Annotated in this window: 14 protein-coding genes and 3 tRNA genes; 8 read left to right on the top strand and 9 right to left on the bottom strand. The window is 70.7% G+C overall.

All coding sequences use genetic code 11. The features are described 5' to 3' along the window. Nucleotides 1–5: 5 nt before the first annotated feature. The 4 genes from purD to OG520_RS19165 all read left to right on the top strand — a co-directional run bounded on the left by purD (nucleotide 6) and on the right by OG520_RS19165 (nucleotide 6,152). Nucleotides 6–1,256 carry a phosphoribosylamine--glycine ligase gene (purD, locus tag OG520_RS19180; RefSeq protein WP_406013963.1) on the top strand — a complete coding sequence of 417 codons (1,251 nt, stop codon included), beginning with the start codon at nucleotides 6–8 and terminating at the stop codon, nucleotides 1,254–1,256. 396 nt (nucleotides 1,257–1,652) lie between these two features. After that, a complete protein-coding gene (locus OG520_RS19175; RefSeq protein ID WP_406013962.1) occupies nucleotides 1,653–3,443 on the top strand; it encodes a hypothetical protein in 1,791 nt (596 codons plus the stop codon). 220 nt (nucleotides 3,444–3,663) lie between these two features. Further along, on the top strand, nucleotides 3,664–5,127 hold the full coding sequence (locus OG520_RS19170; protein ID WP_406013961.1) for a N,N-dimethylformamidase beta subunit family domain-containing protein: 1,464 nt from the start codon (nucleotides 3,664–3,666) through the stop codon (nucleotides 5,125–5,127). Nucleotides 5,128–5,237: 110 nt separating this feature from the next. Next, nucleotides 5,238–6,152, top strand: a complete 915-nt coding sequence (locus OG520_RS19165) for a phosphoribosylaminoimidazolesuccinocarboxamide synthase (RefSeq protein WP_266416499.1) — start codon at nucleotides 5,238–5,240, stop codon at nucleotides 6,150–6,152. 62 nt (nucleotides 6,153–6,214) lie between these two features. Here the strand turns inward: OG520_RS19165 and OG520_RS19160 are convergent. The 8 genes from OG520_RS19160 to OG520_RS19125 all read right to left on the bottom strand — a co-directional run bounded on the left by OG520_RS19160 (nucleotide 6,215) and on the right by OG520_RS19125 (nucleotide 11,056). Then, nucleotides 6,215–6,287 (bottom strand) — tRNA-Gly (locus OG520_RS19160). A gap of 22 nt (nucleotides 6,288–6,309) precedes the next feature. Further along, nucleotides 6,310–6,921: a response regulator transcription factor gene (locus tag OG520_RS19155; RefSeq protein WP_266416498.1), complete on the bottom strand. Its 612-nt coding sequence runs from the start codon at nucleotides 6,919–6,921 to the stop codon at nucleotides 6,310–6,312. Continuing rightward, the gene (locus OG520_RS19150; RefSeq protein WP_399332296.1) at nucleotides 6,918–8,243 is read right to left on the bottom strand and encodes a sensor histidine kinase; all 1,326 of its coding nucleotides are present in this window, start codon (nucleotides 8,241–8,243) and stop codon (nucleotides 6,918–6,920) included. Before OG520_RS19150 ends, OG520_RS19155 begins: the two co-directional genes overlap by 4 nt. Before the next feature lie 17 nt (nucleotides 8,244–8,260). Beyond that, on the bottom strand, nucleotides 8,261–9,052 hold the full coding sequence (locus OG520_RS19145) for an ABC transporter permease (protein ID WP_406013960.1): 792 nt from the start codon (nucleotides 9,050–9,052) through the stop codon (nucleotides 8,261–8,263). Then, nucleotides 9,052–9,963, bottom strand: coding sequence for an ABC transporter ATP-binding protein (locus tag OG520_RS19140; protein WP_406013959.1), 912 nt, complete (start codon nucleotides 9,961–9,963; stop codon nucleotides 9,052–9,054). Before OG520_RS19140 ends, OG520_RS19145 begins: the two co-directional genes overlap by 1 nt. A 353-nt stretch (nucleotides 9,964–10,316) precedes the next feature. Beyond that, nucleotides 10,317–10,389: transfer RNA gene (locus OG520_RS19135), tRNA-Gly, on the bottom strand. Between the two features lie 98 nt (nucleotides 10,390–10,487). Further along, nucleotides 10,488–10,559 (bottom strand) — tRNA-Gly (locus tag OG520_RS19130). 161 nt (nucleotides 10,560–10,720) lie between these two features. Continuing rightward, entirely contained in the window at nucleotides 10,721–11,056 is a 336-nt protein-coding gene (locus OG520_RS19125; RefSeq protein ID WP_399332131.1) for an Lsr2 family protein, read from the bottom strand. Between the two features lie 384 nt (nucleotides 11,057–11,440). Between OG520_RS19125 and purS the strand changes: the two genes are divergently transcribed. The 3 genes from purS to purL all read left to right on the top strand — a co-directional run bounded on the left by purS (nucleotide 11,441) and on the right by purL (nucleotide 14,678). Then, a complete protein-coding gene (gene purS, locus OG520_RS19120) occupies nucleotides 11,441–11,701 on the top strand; it encodes a phosphoribosylformylglycinamidine synthase subunit PurS (protein WP_176729353.1) in 261 nt (86 codons plus the stop codon). 62 nt (nucleotides 11,702–11,763) lie between these two features. Then, nucleotides 11,764–12,432: a phosphoribosylformylglycinamidine synthase subunit PurQ gene (gene purQ / locus OG520_RS19115; RefSeq protein WP_399332294.1), complete on the top strand. Its 669-nt coding sequence runs from the start codon at nucleotides 11,764–11,766 to the stop codon at nucleotides 12,430–12,432. Continuing rightward, a complete protein-coding gene (purL, locus tag OG520_RS19110) occupies nucleotides 12,429–14,678 on the top strand; it encodes a phosphoribosylformylglycinamidine synthase subunit PurL (RefSeq protein ID WP_385331310.1) in 2,250 nt (749 codons plus the stop codon). The genes purQ and purL overlap by 4 nt, the downstream gene beginning before the upstream one ends. A 99-nt stretch (nucleotides 14,679–14,777) precedes the next feature. On the opposite strand, the gene OG520_RS19105 is transcribed toward purL, so the two are convergent. Next, nucleotides 14,778–15,266 (bottom strand): MFS transporter, encoded by a 489-nt coding sequence (locus OG520_RS19105; RefSeq protein ID WP_406013958.1) that lies wholly within the window; start codon nucleotides 15,264–15,266, stop codon nucleotides 14,778–14,780. Nucleotides 15,267–15,411: 145 nt separating this feature from the next. Between OG520_RS19105 and OG520_RS19100 the strand changes: the two genes are divergently transcribed. Then, a complete protein-coding gene (locus OG520_RS19100) occupies nucleotides 15,412–16,050 on the top strand; it encodes a TetR/AcrR family transcriptional regulator (RefSeq protein WP_406013957.1) in 639 nt (212 codons plus the stop codon). Nucleotides 16,051–16,116 lie beyond the last annotated feature (66 nt).

Genomic DNA, 16,116 nt, shown 5'->3' with positions numbered 1-16,116 from the left:
ACCCCGTGAAGGTCCTCGTCATCGGCGGCGGCGCCCGCGAACACGCCCTGTGCCGCTCTCTGTCCCTCGACCCCGACGTCACCGCTCTGTACTGCGCTCCCGGCAACGCCGGTATCGCAGAGGTGGCCGAACTGCACCCGGTCGACGCCCTCGACGGCGACGCCGTCGCGCGCCTCGCCACCGACCTGGGCGCCGAGCTGGTGGTCGTCGGCCCGGAGGCGCCGCTCGTCGCCGGGGTCGCCGACGCCGTGCGCGCCGCGGGCATCCTCTGCTTCGGCCCCTCCGGCGAGGCGGCCCAGCTGGAGGGCTCCAAGGCGTTCGCCAAGGACGTGATGGCCGGTGCCGCCGTCCCGACCGCCCGTAGCTACGTCTGCACCACCCCGGCCGAGATCGACGCCGCTCTCGACGCCTTCGGCGCCCCGTACGTCGTCAAGGACGACGGTCTCGCCGCGGGCAAGGGCGTCGTCGTCACCGACGACGTCGAGGCGGCCCGTGCCCACGCCCTGGCCTGCGACCGCGTGGTCATCGAGGAGTTCCTCGACGGCCCCGAGGTGAGCCTCTTCGCGATCACGGACGGCACCACCGTGCTGCCGCTCCAGCCAGCGCAGGACTTCAAGCGCGCCCTGGACGACGACGAGGGCCCGAACACCGGCGGCATGGGCGCGTACTCCCCGCTCCCGTGGGCCGACCCCAAGCTGGTCGACGAGGTCATGGAGTCGGTGCTCCAGCCGACCGTCGACGAGCTCCGCCGCCGCGGCACCCCGTTCTCCGGGCTGCTGTACGCGGGCCTCGCGATCACCTCGCGCGGCGTCCGGGTGATCGAGTTCAACGCCCGCTTCGGCGACCCCGAGACCCAGGTGGTCCTGGCCCGCCTGAAGACCCCGCTGGCCGGTGTCCTGCTCGGCTCCGCCAACGGCACGCTCGACGAGCTGCCCCCGCTCAAGTGGCGCGACGAGGCCGCCGTCACCGTGGTCATCGCCTCGCACAACTACCCGGGTACGCCGCGCACGGGCGACCCGATCGAAGGGCTCGACGACGTGGCGGCGCAGGATGCCCCGCACGCGTACGTCCTGCACGCGGGCACCAGGCGGGAGGGCGACACGATCGTCAGCGCGGGTGGCCGGGTGCTGTCCGTGACCGCGACCGGCAAGGACCTCGCGGGCGCCCGGGAGCGTGCCTACGCGGCGGCGGCCCGGATCCGGCTCGACGGCTCGCAGCTCCGTACGGACATTGCCCGGAAGGCCGCGGAGGGCTGAGACGGGCCGCGGAGGGCTGAGATGGGCCGCGGGATGCGGGAGACGGGCCGCGGAGGGCTGAGATGGGCCGCGGGATGCGGGAGACGGGCCGCGGAGGGCCGAAACCCGCCTCCCGTATCCGGCCTCCCGCCTTCCGCATCCCGCAGTCCCGCCGACGTGCCCGGACATGCCCCGACGCGCCGCTGCCTCAAGGACGGCGGCGCGTCAGCACCTTTACCCAAAGCCATTCCATCGAGTGACGGCTGAGCCATCCGGATGACGCCCGCCGAGGCCCCAACTAGGGTGCGGCGCAAGCATTCCGGCACTTGGCCCACTGGCATTGCGATGTCGGTGACGGGTGCCACAGTGGGGGAGTGAGCAACACCGCCGCGGGGGCAGAGGGGGTGACGTCCGGCCGTGTCCGGTATCGGTACAAGTGAGGAGCTGGGCGCGCTGAGTGCGCGTGCCCGAGCTCACGCGCTGCTGCGCATCCGCGGCAGGGCGACAGCCGTGGCGCTCCTGCCTGCGGCGGTGGCCGTCGTGCTGCTCGTGGCGGGTGCCCAGGGCCTGGCCGTGGGCAGCGGCTGGGACATGGCGCGCTGGGTCGTGACGGCCTGCGCGGTCGTCGTGCTCCTGCTCGCCGCGGCGGTCGCGGTCGCGATCGTACGGGCGAGACCGGCGGTCAGCCCGACCGTCCCGCTCCCGGAGAAGGCCGCCCCCGATCTCTATCGCCTGGTCAGGGACCTCGCCGACCGGCTCGGGGTCCCCGCGCCCTCGGCAATAGCTCTGACACCCGACTGCGACAGCTGGCTGGAGGACCGCACCCACCCCTCGGCGCAGCCCGCGGCGGACACCGGCCCGGATCCGGCGGCGCATTCCGCGGCCCGGACCCGCCGCCGGGTCCAGGCGGCTCCGGTGCTGGTCATCGGATCGCCGTTCCTGTGGTGGATGCGGGTCGCGGAGCTGCGGGCGGTGCTCGCCCCGGTCGTCGCGGGCACGGGTCCGTCCGCCCATCCCGACATAGCGGCGGCCCGCCGTTTCGTCCGGGGGCTCGACGGAGCGGTCGCCGACGCCGCCGTGCCCGTGCAGGGCCCGCTGGCCGGGGTGCGCGGAGTGCCCCGTGCCTTCGTCGGCCGGATCGCCAGGCTGCTGCTGCGCAGTTGCCGCAGCCATGCCGCAGAGATGGAGCGGAGCGTCGCCGCCGCCGCGTCGGTCCGTGCACAGGGTGTGGATTACGGTCTGCGGATCGTCGCCCAGGAGCAGGTCGGCCTCGCCTACGCGGGCTGGGACCGGCTGCTCACCCGGGTCGCCCTGCCCGCCTGGCGGATGGGCCGCTGGCCGTCCCGGCTGGACGCGGGCGTCGTGTCCGCCCTCACCGAGCTGTCCCGGCGCGACCGGCTCGCCGACGGATTCGCCTCGCGGCTCGGCGAGCGCCCCGCCTGCGATCTCCTGGAGGAGCCGGGTGCGGCCGACGAGGCGGCATCGCTGCTGGCGGCCCGGCTGTTCCACGGCGGCCCGGCCCGGTCGGGTCCGGACTGGTCGCCGGTCGACTGGCAGCAGTACCCGGAAGAGGTCGTCGACCGGAAGTGGCGCACCGAGGCCGCCCGCCTGCACCGCGTCCTCGACTCGATGAGCGCCACGCCCGCCCCGGCAGCCGCGCCCGCTCCGGGCCCGGGTCCCGACGGTCTGGACGCCGCCCACGCCCCCTCCCGTCCCGCCTGCCCCATCGACGCGGGGGTGCCCACGCTGGCCCGTGTCGTCGAGCATCTGGCAGGCCGGACCGGGGGCGGCGAGGCGCTCGCCGCCGGGATCGGTGCCGCGGTGGCCCGCGAGGAGGCGGCGGCCCAGCAGCACCGGGCCGGTGGCGCATCGCGCCCGGCGAGCGCCCCGGCCGCCATCGGCGGGGACGCCCTGGACGTCTGGGGCCCCGACCCCCTCCCGCTCTTCCCGCTCCAGCCACCCCGCACGGGTACGGAGCTGCTCGCCGACCATGTCGCGGCGATGGTCTGCTGCGCGGCGGTGGACACGGCGGGTGCGGCGCCCGGCCTCGACTGGCTCGACGGTCCCGCCCTGCTGATCGACGGCGAGCGCCGGGCCGACCTGGGCAGTCCCGTCCTCAGCCTGGTCGAGGACGGGGACGCGGAACCGCTGCGTTCCTGGCTGGACTCGATCGGTGTACGAACCGACAAACCCGTCCGCCTCGTCTGAACCACCTGCCCCCGCCGTCACACCCCAACACCCGGAACGGTACGTTCCGTTCACGTCAATTCGCGACGAACGGTGACGGGCTGCATGCGTTATGTGATGTGCTGGGGATCGACGCTGACAGTCGGCGCATCACTGTTGGCGCACTGATGACGCATGACCACTGGCGATCGACCATCGGCCATCGACTGCTGTCTCGGGGGACTTGAGGGAGGGAAACGGTATGGGGGCGGAGCAGATTCGACGCTGGGAGTCGGGTGCCCTCGCGCACGCCGTCTCCGACCCCTTCGGCCAGGGCCCCCTGCCCTGGCTGCGCGGCAGCGAGAACTACTTCGACGACACCGGGCACGTCGTCCCCTGGTACGCCGACCCCGCCCTGGCCCGCGGCTCCACCGACGGCGGCACGCGTACGGCCGACGACGTGCACCGCCAGATCAAGGGCTTCATCTCCACGGGCGCCGCGGCCCCCGGCGAGGCGATCGACTTCCACATCACCGTGGACCCGCCCCAGCAGTTCTCCGTGGACATCTACCGCATCGGCCACTACGGGGGCGACGGCGCCGCCCAGATCACCACGAGCCCCCGGCTCTCCGGCATCGTCCAGCCCGCGCCGCTCACCGCCGACCGCACGGTCTCCTGCCACCACTGGTGGCAGTCCTGGCGGCTGCAGATCCCGAGCTACTGGTCGATCGGCGCGTATGTCGCCGTGCTCACCACGGTGGACGGCTACCGCTCCCACATCCCGTTCACGGTCCGCGACGACCAGCCGGCCGATCTGCTGCTGGTCCTGCCGGACATCACCTGGCAGGCGTACAACCTCTATCCGGAGGACGGCCGCACCGGCGCCAGTCTCTACCACGCCTGGGACGAGCAGGGCTGCCTCCTGGGCGAGGAGGACGCCGCGGTCACCGTCTCCTTCGACCGCCCCTACGCGGGCGCCGGTCTGCCGCTCCACGTCGGCCATGCCTACGACTTCATCCGCTGGGCCGAGCGGTACGGCTACGACATCGCGTACGCCGACACCCGCGATCTGCACGCGGGCCGGGTCGATCCGGCCCGCTACCGGGGCCTGGTCTTCCCCGGCCATGACGAGTACTGGTCGGTGCCCATGCGCCGTACGGCCGAACGCGCCCGGGACGGCGGCACCTCGCTGGTCTTCCTCTCCGCCAACACCATGTACTGGCAGGTCAGCCTCTCCCCGTCGCCGTCCGGCGTCCCGGACCGCCTGCTCACCTGCCGCAAGCGGCGCGGCCCGGGGAAGCCCGCCCTCTGGCGCGAGATCGACCGCCCCGAGCAGCAGCTCCTCGGAATCCAGTACGCGGGCCGGGTCCCCGATCCTCACCCCCTGGTCGTACGGAACGCCGAGCACTGGCTCTGGGAGGCGACGGGCGCGGGTGAGGGCGACGAGCTCGACGGTCTGGTCGCGGGCGAGGCCGACCGCTACTTCCCGCGCATCGCACTCCCCGAGCACGAGAGCCGCATCCTGCTCGCCCACTCCCCGTACCTGGACAGCGAAGGCGTCAGGCGTCACCAGGAGACATCCGTGTACCGGGCCCCGTCCGGGGCGATCGTCTTCGCCTCGGGCACCTTCGCCTGGTCCCCGGCACTGGACCGCCCCGGCCATGTGGACCCCCGCATCCAGCGGGCCACCGCCAATCTCCTCGACCGCATCTGCAAGCGCGACTGAACCGCGCCCGGGGCCACGGCAGTCGGCGCCACGGACGCCCCCGCTCCACCCCACCGCACCCGATACGGGAGAATCGGAACGACTCCTGGATCAACCTACGCGGAGGCAGCGTGTCCGGATTTGTAGAAAAGCCCGAGCCAGTGCAGGTCCCGGGGCTCACCCACCTGCACACGGGCAAGGTGCGCGACCTGTACCGGAACGAGGCGGGCGACCTCGTCATGGTCGCCAGCGACCGCATGTCCGCGTACGACTGGGTCCTGCCGACCGAGATCCCCGACAAGGGCCGGGTGCTCACCCGGCTCTCGCTGTGGTGGTTCGACCAGCTCGCCGATCTCGTACCGAACCACGTCCTGTCCACGGAACTCCCCGCCGGAGCCCCTGCGGACTGGGCCGGACGCACCCTGATCTGCAAGTCGCTGCGGATGGTCCCGGTCGAGTGCGTCGCCCGCGGCTACCTCACCGGCTCCGGCCTCGTCGAGTACAAGGAGTCCCGCACGGTCTGCGGTCTCGCGCTGCCCGAGGGGCTCGTCGACGGCTCCGAGCTCCCGGCGCCGATCTTCACCCCCGCCACCAAGGCGGCCGTCGGTGACCACGACGAGAACGTGAGCTTCGAGGAGGTGGCCCGCCAGGTCGGCGCGGAGACCGCCGACCGGCTGCGCCGCACCACGCTGGACGTCTACGGCAGGGCACGTGACATCGCGCGCGAGCGCGGCATCATCCTCGCCGACACGAAGTTCGAGTTCGGTTTCGCTCCCACGGCCGACGGCGGCGAGGAGCTGATCATCGCGGACGAGGTGCTGACCCCGGACTCCTCGCGCTTCTGGCCCGCGGCCACCTGGGAGCCGGGCAGGGCCCAGCCCAGCTACGACAAGCAGTTCGTACGCGACTGGCTGACCTCGCCGGCCTCCGGCTGGGACCGGAAGAGTGAGCAGCCGCCGCCCGCGCTGCCCCAGGAGGTCGTGGACGTCACCCGGGCGAAGTACCTGGAGGCGTACGAACTCCTCACCGGTACGCCCTGGCAGTAGGGCCTGCCGACGGAACACGAAGAAACCCCCGGCCGGAAGGCCGGGGGTTTCTTGCTGAACCGAGCGGACGACCAGGTTCGAACTGGCGACCTCAACCTTGGCAAGGTTGCGCTCTACCAACTGAGCTACGTCCGCAAGCGCCGAAGCGCGAGGACCACTATACCCATCCGCGCTGCCGCGCGAGACGCACCGCGGCGTGGCGATTCTCCGCACCGAGCTTCGAGGCGGCCGCGGAGAGGTAATTCCGTACGGTTCCCTGCGACAGCGAAGCCCGCTCGGCGATCTCCGCGACGGGCGCCCCGTCCGCCGCCAGCTCCAGCACTTCGGTCTCGCGCGCGGTCAGCGGCGAGTCCCCGGCGGAGATCGCGTCGGCCGCCAACTCCGGGTCCACATAACGGTTTCCGGCATGCACGGTGCGGATGATCCCGGCCAGCTGCCGGGCGCTGACGGTCTTCGGCACGAAGGCCCGCACGCCCGCGGCGAGTGCCCGCTTCAGGTGTCCGGGCAGGCCGTGACTCGTCACGATCATCGTCCGGCAGCCGGGCAGTTCGGCCCGCAGTGATGTGGCGACACTCACACCGTCGGCGCCCGGCATCTCCAGATCGAGGACCGCCACATCGGGCCGGTGGGCCCGTGCCATGGCCAGCGCCTCGGGGCCGGTCGCAGCCTCCGCGACCACCACGAGATCGTCCTCCAGCGCCAGCAGCGCGGCCAGCGCGCCCCGGATCAGATGCTCGTCGTCGGCGAGCAGTACTCGTACGGCCGTCATCGTCGTTCCTCCTGAAGGGCGGGCGCCTCCCGGGCGGCAGGCGGGCTCTCATCGCGGGCCGAGGACGCCGCCGGCCCGAGCGGGATCGTCGCCGTGAGCCGGAACAGGCCGTTCCCCGCCGGGCCCGCGTCCAGCGAACCGTCGAGCACGCGAAGCCGCTCCCGCAGCCCGGCCAGGCCGGAGCCGCCCGGTTCGGATCCGTCGTCCGCCCCGGAACTCCCGTCCGGTCCCGCGGCGGCGACCGCCACCCCGTCGTTCTCCACCCGCAGCACGACCTCGTCCGCCGAGGAGCTGAGCCGGATCGTGCAGCGGCGCGGATCGCCGTGCCGCAGCACATTGGTCGCCGCCTCCCGCACGACCCAGCCGAGCGCCGACTGCACGGGCGCCGGCAGCGGGCCACCGGTGTCCCCCACCACCTCGCACTCGATCCCGGCCGCACTCAGAACTCCCCGGGCACCGGCCAGTTCCGTACTCAGATCGGCCTCCCGGTATCCCCGTACGACATCCCGTACCTCCTGCTGGGAGGTGCGGGCGATCCGCTGCACCTCGACCATCTGGTCCACCGCTTCCGGCCTGCCGCGCTGTGCCAGCTCCACGGCCAGTTCGCTCTTCAGCGCGATCACGGCGAGATTGCGGCCCAGTACGTCGTGCAGGTCCCGCCCGAACCGCAGCCGCTCCTCGGCGACCGCGAGCCGGGCCTGGAGGTCGCGGGCCTCCTCCGCCTGCCACATCACGCCCAGGCTCCAGGCACTGGGCCGTACGGAGATCAGGACGAGCATGCAGCCGAAGAGCGTCGTCGGCACCACCCCGATCAGTGTCCCGCCCCGCACTCCGACCGCGGCGAGGACGCCGACGTTCAGCGCGGTGACGGCGAACGACTGGATCAGGAAGGTGCGGACCGGGGCCAGCAGGGTCTGCGTGATCGCGAACGCAATCGGTGCGTTCATGGCCATGACGAGCAGCCCGCCGTCGTCGATCCCGTCCACCCCGGCCATCGTCGCCAGGAGCCCCAGATTCACCAGCAGCAGCACCAGCGGTGTCAGCTGCCGCCGCCGGGGAAAGACGGCGGTGCCGAGGTAGTGCGCGTACGACAGATCCACGTTGCGATTGCTCAGCAGGCACTGCGCCAGGCTCACGAGCAGCAGGGCCACGCCCAGCGCGATCGGGAGCGGCGCATGGCGGATGTCCGACTTGAAGGGGGTCAGCTGCCAGGACAGGGCGAAGATCCAGGGGATCACCGAGAGGGTCAGCCGCGTGTAGAGATCGATTCGCTCCAGCTTGCTGCGCTCCTGCCAGCTGCGGCGCCAGCCCCGTACGAGCACCGACACGGCTTCCTCCTTCAGCGTCGCGGATCCCAGCGGAACCGACGTTGCACAGCAAACACGGCGAACGCGGTCCAGGCCAGCCCCGTCAGAGCGGCCACGAACAGGTCGGAGCCGTCGGCGCCGCCCAGCCAGCCCGTCCGGACGAGCGTCATCACCCCGGTCACCGGCAGCAGCTCGCACACGGACGCCATCGGGCCGGGCATGATCTCCAGCGGCACGAAGAGCCCCGAGCCCATCATCGAGATGAAGAACAGCGGGAGGGTGGTGAGCTGCGCCGTCTGCACGGTGCGGGTCACCGCGGAGGTGGCCGCTGCCAGCGCCGTCAGCAGCACCACGCCCAGCAGCAGGCCCGCCAGCAGCAGTTCGGGCCGCTGCGGCGCGGCGAGGCCGAAGAAGGCCGTCCCCGCCACCACGATCACCACGGTCTGCGCCAGCGCCAGCGCGACCGACGGCAGAGCGGTCCCGACGAGGATCTCCCGGTCGGTGACCTCGCCGGTACGCAGTCGCTTCAGGACCAGGTCCTCGCGCCGCGCCACGTAGGCCGAGACCAGGTTCATGTAGACGGCCTGGATCAGCACGATGCCGATGCCGCCGGTGAGTGCCGCCGCGGCGACGGTCAGGCCGGACCCGTCGAGGACGGACTGCTTGAGCGTCGACTTCATGGCCAGGACCATGGCGGCGGGCATCAGCAGCGCGACGAATACCGCCGTCCGGTTACGGGCGAGCAGAGTGACTTCGGCGCGCCCGAGAGCGGTCAGCCGGCCCCGGAAGGTCGTGGTCGTCGTGCCGGTCGTCATGGTCGTCATCACGCGGCCACCTTTTCGGACTCCGACGCGCTCTGCGCGATATCGAGAAACGCCTCTTCGAGCGAGGCCGACCGGGCATCGAGGCCGAGCAGCCGGACGTCCGACTCCCTCGCCCAGGTCAGCAGTTCGTCCAGGGACTCCTGCAGCCGATGGGTACGGATCTCGATCCGGCGGTCCTCGGCGGCGGCCCGCAGCCCCAGCGGAAGCCAGGCCGCCGGTACCCCCTCCGGCAGCTCGAACCGGATGCGGGCGGGGCGGGCGGCCGTCACCTCGGCGGTGGTGCCCGCCGTCACGATCCGCCCCCGGTGCATGATCGCCAGCCGGTCGGCGAGCGTCTCGGCCTCCTCCAGGTAGTGCGTGGTGAGCAGCACGGTGGTGCCGCCGTCGCGCAGCTCGCGCACCAACTCCCAGGTGTCGCGCCGCCCTTCGGCGTCGAGCCCGGTGGTCGGCTCGTCCAGGAACAGCACCTCGGGCCGGCCGAGCAGGGCCAGCGCCAGGTCGAGGCGGCGCCGCTCACCGCCGGAGAGCTGTTTGACCCGCACCCGCGTCCGGTGGGCGAGCCCGACCAGGTCCAGCGCCTCAGCGGTCGGGCGCGCGCCGCTGGTGCAGCCCGCCCACATCCGTACCGTCTCGGTGACCGTCAGGTCGGACGGGAACCCGCCCTCCTGGAGCATCACTCCGATCCGCGGCCGGACGGCGGCGCGCTCGCGGAACGGGTCGTGGCCGAGCACCCGCACCGTGCCGACGTCGGGCCTGGCCAGGCCCTCCAGCAGTTCGACGGTGGAGGTCTTTCCGGCGCCGTTCGTACCGAGCAGAGCGAAGAGCTCGCCGCGCGCCACCGAGAAGGAGACACCGGCCACGGCCTCGAAGCCGCCCGCATAACGCCGCCGCACACCGTCCGCCTCGATCACCGCATCGCAAACGGAGGCAGAAGCGGAGGAGAGAGCGGAAGCGGAAGCGGAGGCGGAAGCGGAAGCGAACGTGGCAGATGTGGCAGATGTGGCAGATGTGGTGGATGCCACAGCCCCGTCCGCAGCCCTGCCCACGTGGTCGCTTGGAATGTCGTCGCTGGTCATGCTTGAAGACTTCCGCCGGATCGGCGTCGAGATCAGTGCGAGCTGTCATCACTGCTCATGACAAACGTCATGGCCCGAGGAGCGTGTGGGCCCGGAGAGGCCGGAGAGCCCGGAGAGTACGGGGAAAGCCGGTGGGAATACGACGAAGGCCCTGGTCAATATCGACCAGGGCCTTCATTTCGATCAAGAGCGGACGACGAGATTCGAACTCGCGACCCTCACCTTGGCAAGGTGATGCTCTACCAACTGAGCCACGTCCGCATTGCTGCCGCTCATTGTACTCCTCAAGAGGAGATCCATCGGGCGGTGCGAGCATCACTCTACCCGATCCACCGGAGTGGTCGATAAGAGCGATGCAGAGCGGGTGACAGGAATTGCACACTGCGCCTTCCCCCTGGAAGGGGGATGTTCTGCTACTGAACTACACCCGCACGCTGCGTGGGGTTCGGCTTTGCGGCCTTGCCCTTCGGCGTGCTCCAGACTTTAGCCGACCTGCGGGGGTGTTGCGCAAGTCGGTGCCCGCTGGGTGTCGTCGAAGGGTGCGCCGGCCGCTCTCGGCGAGTGCCGCGGGCGGCCGGGTCCTGGCGGCCGGTCAACTCGCTTCGCGGAAAGCCTCGTAGACCTTCTTGGGAATCCGGCCGCGGGCCGGCACCTCCATCCGGTGGGAGCGGGCCCAGGCGCGCACGGCCGCCGGGTCGGGGGCGAGTGAAGTGTGCCGGTACGACACGGGAGTCTTGCCGCGCTTGCTGGCATTTGTCTGCTTACGGCCTGCCGCCATGTACGGAGCGAGAGCCTTGCGCAGTTTCTTCGCATTGGACGGATTGAGGTCGATCTCGTACGACTTCCCGTCCAGGGCGAAGGTGACCGTTTCCGCCGCTGCTCCCCCGTCGATGTCGTCGGAGAGCGTGACCACTACGCGCTGAGCCACGGATATCGGTCCTTTCCTACGGTATCGGCGCGTCTGGCGTGCGCTGATGCCGGCCTTCCGGCTGCTAGGCGGATGCGGTGTCGACGGTTGTCGACTGTTTAGGGGCAATGCTGCATTCCCCGGTAATCATTTGTACAGCGATGGGTGCCGCATTGTGAAGCCCAGCCAATTACCTCCGCGTGTCAGCCTTCTATGTGTGCTGCTGGTGAGGATTTTTTTTGCAGGACTTTCCCCGTGTGTTGTCACGTCCGATATCTGGGCGTGATCAAGGGATCTCGATATCTACCCGCGTAGAATTTCTGGCCAGGTAGGCTGAGGGGACCTGCGGGGGTCTGGGGAGCCCCCCGGAGAAACAGCCGCACCACACCACCACCGGGAGTGCCAGTGGCACGCGTCGTAGTCGACGTCATGCTCAAGCCCGAGATCCTCGACCCGCAGGGACAGGCGGTGCAGCGTGCACTGCCCCGTCTCGGCTTCGAGGGAATCGCGGACGTACGTCAGGGAAAGCGTTTCGAGCTCGAGGTCGAGGGGCCGGTCGACGACGCCGCCCTCAGCCGCATTCACGAGATGGCCGAGACTTTCCTCGCCAACACCGTCATCGAGGACTTCACCGTGAAGGTGGAGAAGGCCGAGGAGTCGAAGTGACTTCCCGCCCGTCTCCCACCACCACCCGTGAGGGAGGCCCTTCGGGCCGCAGTAACACCCGAATCGGAGTCGTCACCTTTCCCGGCACGCTCGACGACCAGGACAGCCTGAGGGCCGTACGGCTCGCGGGCGCCGAACCCGTATCGCTGTGGCACCGCGACAAGAACCTGCACCAGGTCGACGCGGTCATCCTGGCGGGCGGCTTCTCCTACGGCGACTATCTGCGGGCCGGCGCCATCTCCCGCTTCTCGCCGGTCATGGAGACCGTCATCGAGCAGGCGAAGGCGGGGATGCCGGTCCTCGGCATCTGCAACGGCTTCCAGATCCTGACCGAGGCGCATCTGCTGCCCGGCGCGATGCTGCGGAACAACCACCTGCACTTCATCTGCCGCGACCAGAAGCTGCGCGTCGAGAACGCGGAGACCGCCTGGACCTCGGACTACTCCGCGGGCCAGGAGATCTCCGTACCGCTCAAGAACATGGACGGGCGCTACGTCGCCGACGAGCGCGTGCTCGACGAGCTGGAGGCGGAGGGCCGGGTCGCCTTCCGCTACCTGGACATGAACCCCAACGGCTCGCTGCGCGACATCGCCGGCATCACCAACGCCGCGGGCAATGTCGTCGGCCTGATGCCGCACCCGGAGCACGCCGTCGAGCCGCTGACCGGAACCGGGCGCACCGACGGTCTCGGTTTCTTCACCTCGATCATCAAGAAGCTGGTCAACGCATGAGCCTGGATACGGTCAAGCACGCGGCCGAGACCCCGGACGTCGAGCAGCCCTGGAAGGAGCTCGGCCTCAAGGAGGACGAGTACGCCCGGATCCGCGAGATCCTGGGCCGCCGTCCCACCGGCGCCGAGCTCGCCATGTACTCCGTGATGTGGTCCGAGCACTGCTCGTACAAGAGCAGCAAGGTCCACCTCAAGCAGTTCGGCGAGAAGGTCCCCGTCAACGACGCGATGCTCGTCGGCATCGGCGAGAACGCCGGTGTGGTCGACGTCGGTCAGGGTTACGCGGTCACCTTCAAGGTCGAGTCGCACAACCACCCCTCGTACATCGAGCCCTACCAGGGTGCGGCGACCGGCGTCGGCGGCATCGTCCGCGACATCCTCGCCATGGGCGCCCGCCCGGTCGCCGTCGTCGACCCGCTGCGTTTCGGTGCGGCCGACCACCCCGACACCAAGCGCGTCCTGCCGGGCGTCGTCGCGGGCATCGGCGGCTACGGCAACTGCCTGGGTCTGCCGAACATCGGCGGCGAGGTCGTCTTCGACGCCTGCTACCAGGGCAACCCGCTGGTCAACGCCGGCTGCATCGGCGTGATGAAGCACGAGGACATCCACCTGGCCAAGGCCTCCGGCCCAGGCAACAAGGTGATCCTCTACGGTGCCCGCACCGGCGGCGACGGCATCGGCGGTGTCTCGGTGCTGGCCTCGGAGACCTTCGAGTCGACCGGTCCCGCGAAGCGCCCGGCCGTCCAGGTCGGCGACCCGTTCCAGGAGAAGCTCCTCATCGAGTGCACCCTGGAGATCTTCAAGGAGAAGCTCGTCGCGGGCATCCAGGACCTCGGCGGCGCCGGGCTCTCCTGCGCCACGTCCGAGCTGGCCTCCGCCGGTTCCGGCGGCATGCGCGTCGAGCTGGACACCGTGCCGCTGCGCGACTCCTCCCTCTCGCCCGAGGAAATCCTCATGAGCGAGTCGCAGGAGCGCATGTGCGCGATCGTCGAGCCGCGGCACGTCGACCGCTTCCTGGAGATCTGCGAGAAGTGGGACGTCATCGCCACCGTCATCGGTGAGGTGACCGAGGGCTCCCAGCTGGAGATCTTCTGGCACGGCGAGCAGATCGTCGACGTGCCGCCGCGGTCCGTCGCCCACGAGGGCCCGACGTACCACCGTCCGTTCGCCCGCCCGTCCTGGCAGGACGCGCTCCAGGCCGACGACGCGGGCAAGCTGGCCCGGCCGGCGAACGGCGCGGAGCTGCGCGAGCAGGTCCTCAAGCTGGTCGCCTCGCCGAACCAGGCGTCGAAGTCCTGGATCACCGACCAGTACGACCGGTTCGTGCAGGGCAACACCGTGCTCGCGATGCCCGAGGACGCCGGCATGGTCCGGATCGACGAGGAGTCGAACCTGGGCGTGGCCATGGCGACCGACGGCAACGGCCGGTACGCCAAGCTCGACCCGTACACCGGCGCGCAGCTCGCGCTGGCGGAGTCGTACCGCAATGTCGCCGCATCCGGCGCCAAGCCGCTGGCGATCTCGGACTGCCTGAACTTCGGTTCGCCCGAGGACCCGGACGTCATGTGGCAGTTCGCCGAGGCCACCCGTGGTCTCGCGGACGGCTGCCTGGAGCTGGGCACCCCGGTCACCGGCGGCAATGTGTCGCTGTACAACCAGACCGGTGAGACGGCGATCCACCCGACGCCGGTCGTGGCCGTGCTCGGTGTGATCGACGATGTCACCCGGCGCACGCCGGTCGCCTTCGCGGAAGAGGGCCAGCTCCTCTACCTGCTGGGCGACACGCATGAGGAGTTCGGCGGCTCGGCCTGGTCCGAGGTCGTCCACGGCCACCTCGGCGGCATGCCGCCCAAGGTCGACCTGGGCCGCGAGAAGCTGCTCGGCGAGATCCTGATCTCGGCCTCCCGGGACGGCATGATCGACGCGGCGCACGACCTCTCCGACGGCGGTCTGATCCAGGCGGTCACCGAGTCCTGCCTGCGCGGCGGGAAGGGTGCCCGGCTGGTCGTGCCGGACGGTCTGGACGCGTTCACGTTCCTCTTCTCCGAGTCGGCGGGGCGCGCGGTCGTCTCCGTTCCGCGGAGTGAGGAGCTTCGTTTCAACGACATGTGCGGGGCGCGGGGTCTGCCCGTATCCCGTATCGGTGTCGTGGACGGCGAGGAGATCGAGATCCAGGGCGAGTTCAGCATTCCGCTGAACGAGCTCCGCACGGCGCACGAGGCGACCATTCCGGCTCTGCTCGCCTGACGCACCCGCCTCCGACGAGGACGGCCCCGCCCTGTTTCATGGGCGGGGCCGTCCTCGTATCTCCCGGGTGCGGAGAATTCCGGCCGACGGAATTCCGTTTCACCGGTGGAGCGACGGCGTCGCGGTGAATGCGGCGGAATTCGCGTCCGCCGGTTCCGGCTTGCGCCGGCCCGGCAGCCGGGTCGCCAGAACGCTCGCCAGGATCATCACTCCGGTCGCGGACCAGAAGACCACGTTCGTCGAGGAGACGAAGGCGTCCAGCGCCTGCTGGTGGGCGTGGCCGGTCAGCCCGCCCATGGAGCCGGCCATTCCGCACAGCGCCGAACCGGCGAGGAAGGTGGCGACGGCCCCGATAAAGACCTTCTTGGTGCCGAGTACGTCGCAGAGCTTCCCGTACAGCGGCAGCGCCGCGGTCGCGGCGAGCTGATAGGCGGCGATCAGCCAGGGGATCTTGTCGACGCCGTGCGCCGGGCCGAGGTCGCTGACGATCGGCACGGTCGCCGACGAAACGATGTTCGTGTCGAGCACGGCCAGCAGGATCGTGGCGATGCAGAGCACGAACCCGATGACGCGTTGACGGTCGGTCATGACTGGGGGCATGACTGCGGACATGACGGGGCTCCCCTCCGGAGCGGCGTGGCGCCGCTGTGGACGGGCACCACCCTGGCCCAAGGAAATGTATCGAGTCAAAAATTAATCCTGGATCAACATTCATCCTGGTACAGTGACGCCCATGACCGAGGGGATGAGCCTGCGCGAGCGCAAGAAGCTCCAGACGCGGCACCGCCTGCTGGCCGCGGCCACCGCACTCTTCGCCGAACGCGGCTTCGACAAGGTCTCGGTCGCCGAGATCGCGGAGGCGGCCGAGGTGTCGAAGATGACTGTCTTCAACTACTTCGCCGGCAAGGAGGACCTGGTCCTCGCCCCCATGGAGGAGCACGTCGGCGATGTGGCGCGCGCGGTACGGGAACGGGCCCCCGGCGAGTCCGCCCTGGCCGCCGTGCGCGGACAGTTCCTGGCCGGCGTCGAGCGCCGCGATCCCTCGGTCGGAATGAGCGACGAGCCGGTGGTGCTCGGGGTGCGCCGGCTGATCATGGAGACCCCGGCGCTGCTCACCCGGGCCCACGCGTTCTCCATGCGCTCCTTCGACCTGCTCGCCGAAGCGCTGGTCGAGGAGGGGGAGGAGCCGGCCATCGCCCGGATCGCGGGCGCCCAGCTGATCGGCACCCGCAACTCCCTCATATACGCGAACCAGTTGCGGTTGCTGGCGGGGGAGTCGGCGGACTCGATCGCGCCGGACGCCGTCGCACTCGCCGAGCGCGGATTCGGCCTGCTCGCCACCGGCCTGAGCGACTTCGCCCCCCGGTCCTGAGACCGCCGGGGCCGCCCCTCCTGTATGCCGGAGCCGTCCACCGGGCGTGCGCCCTGCCCGAGCCCG

Source organism: Streptomyces sp. NBC_00984, from assembly GCF_045162475.1.
Lineage (GTDB): Bacteria > Actinomycetota > Actinomycetes > Streptomycetales > Streptomycetaceae > Streptomyces.
The sequence above is the reverse complement of the archived record's forward strand: the minus strand, read 5'-3'. Positions and strand labels throughout refer to the sequence as shown.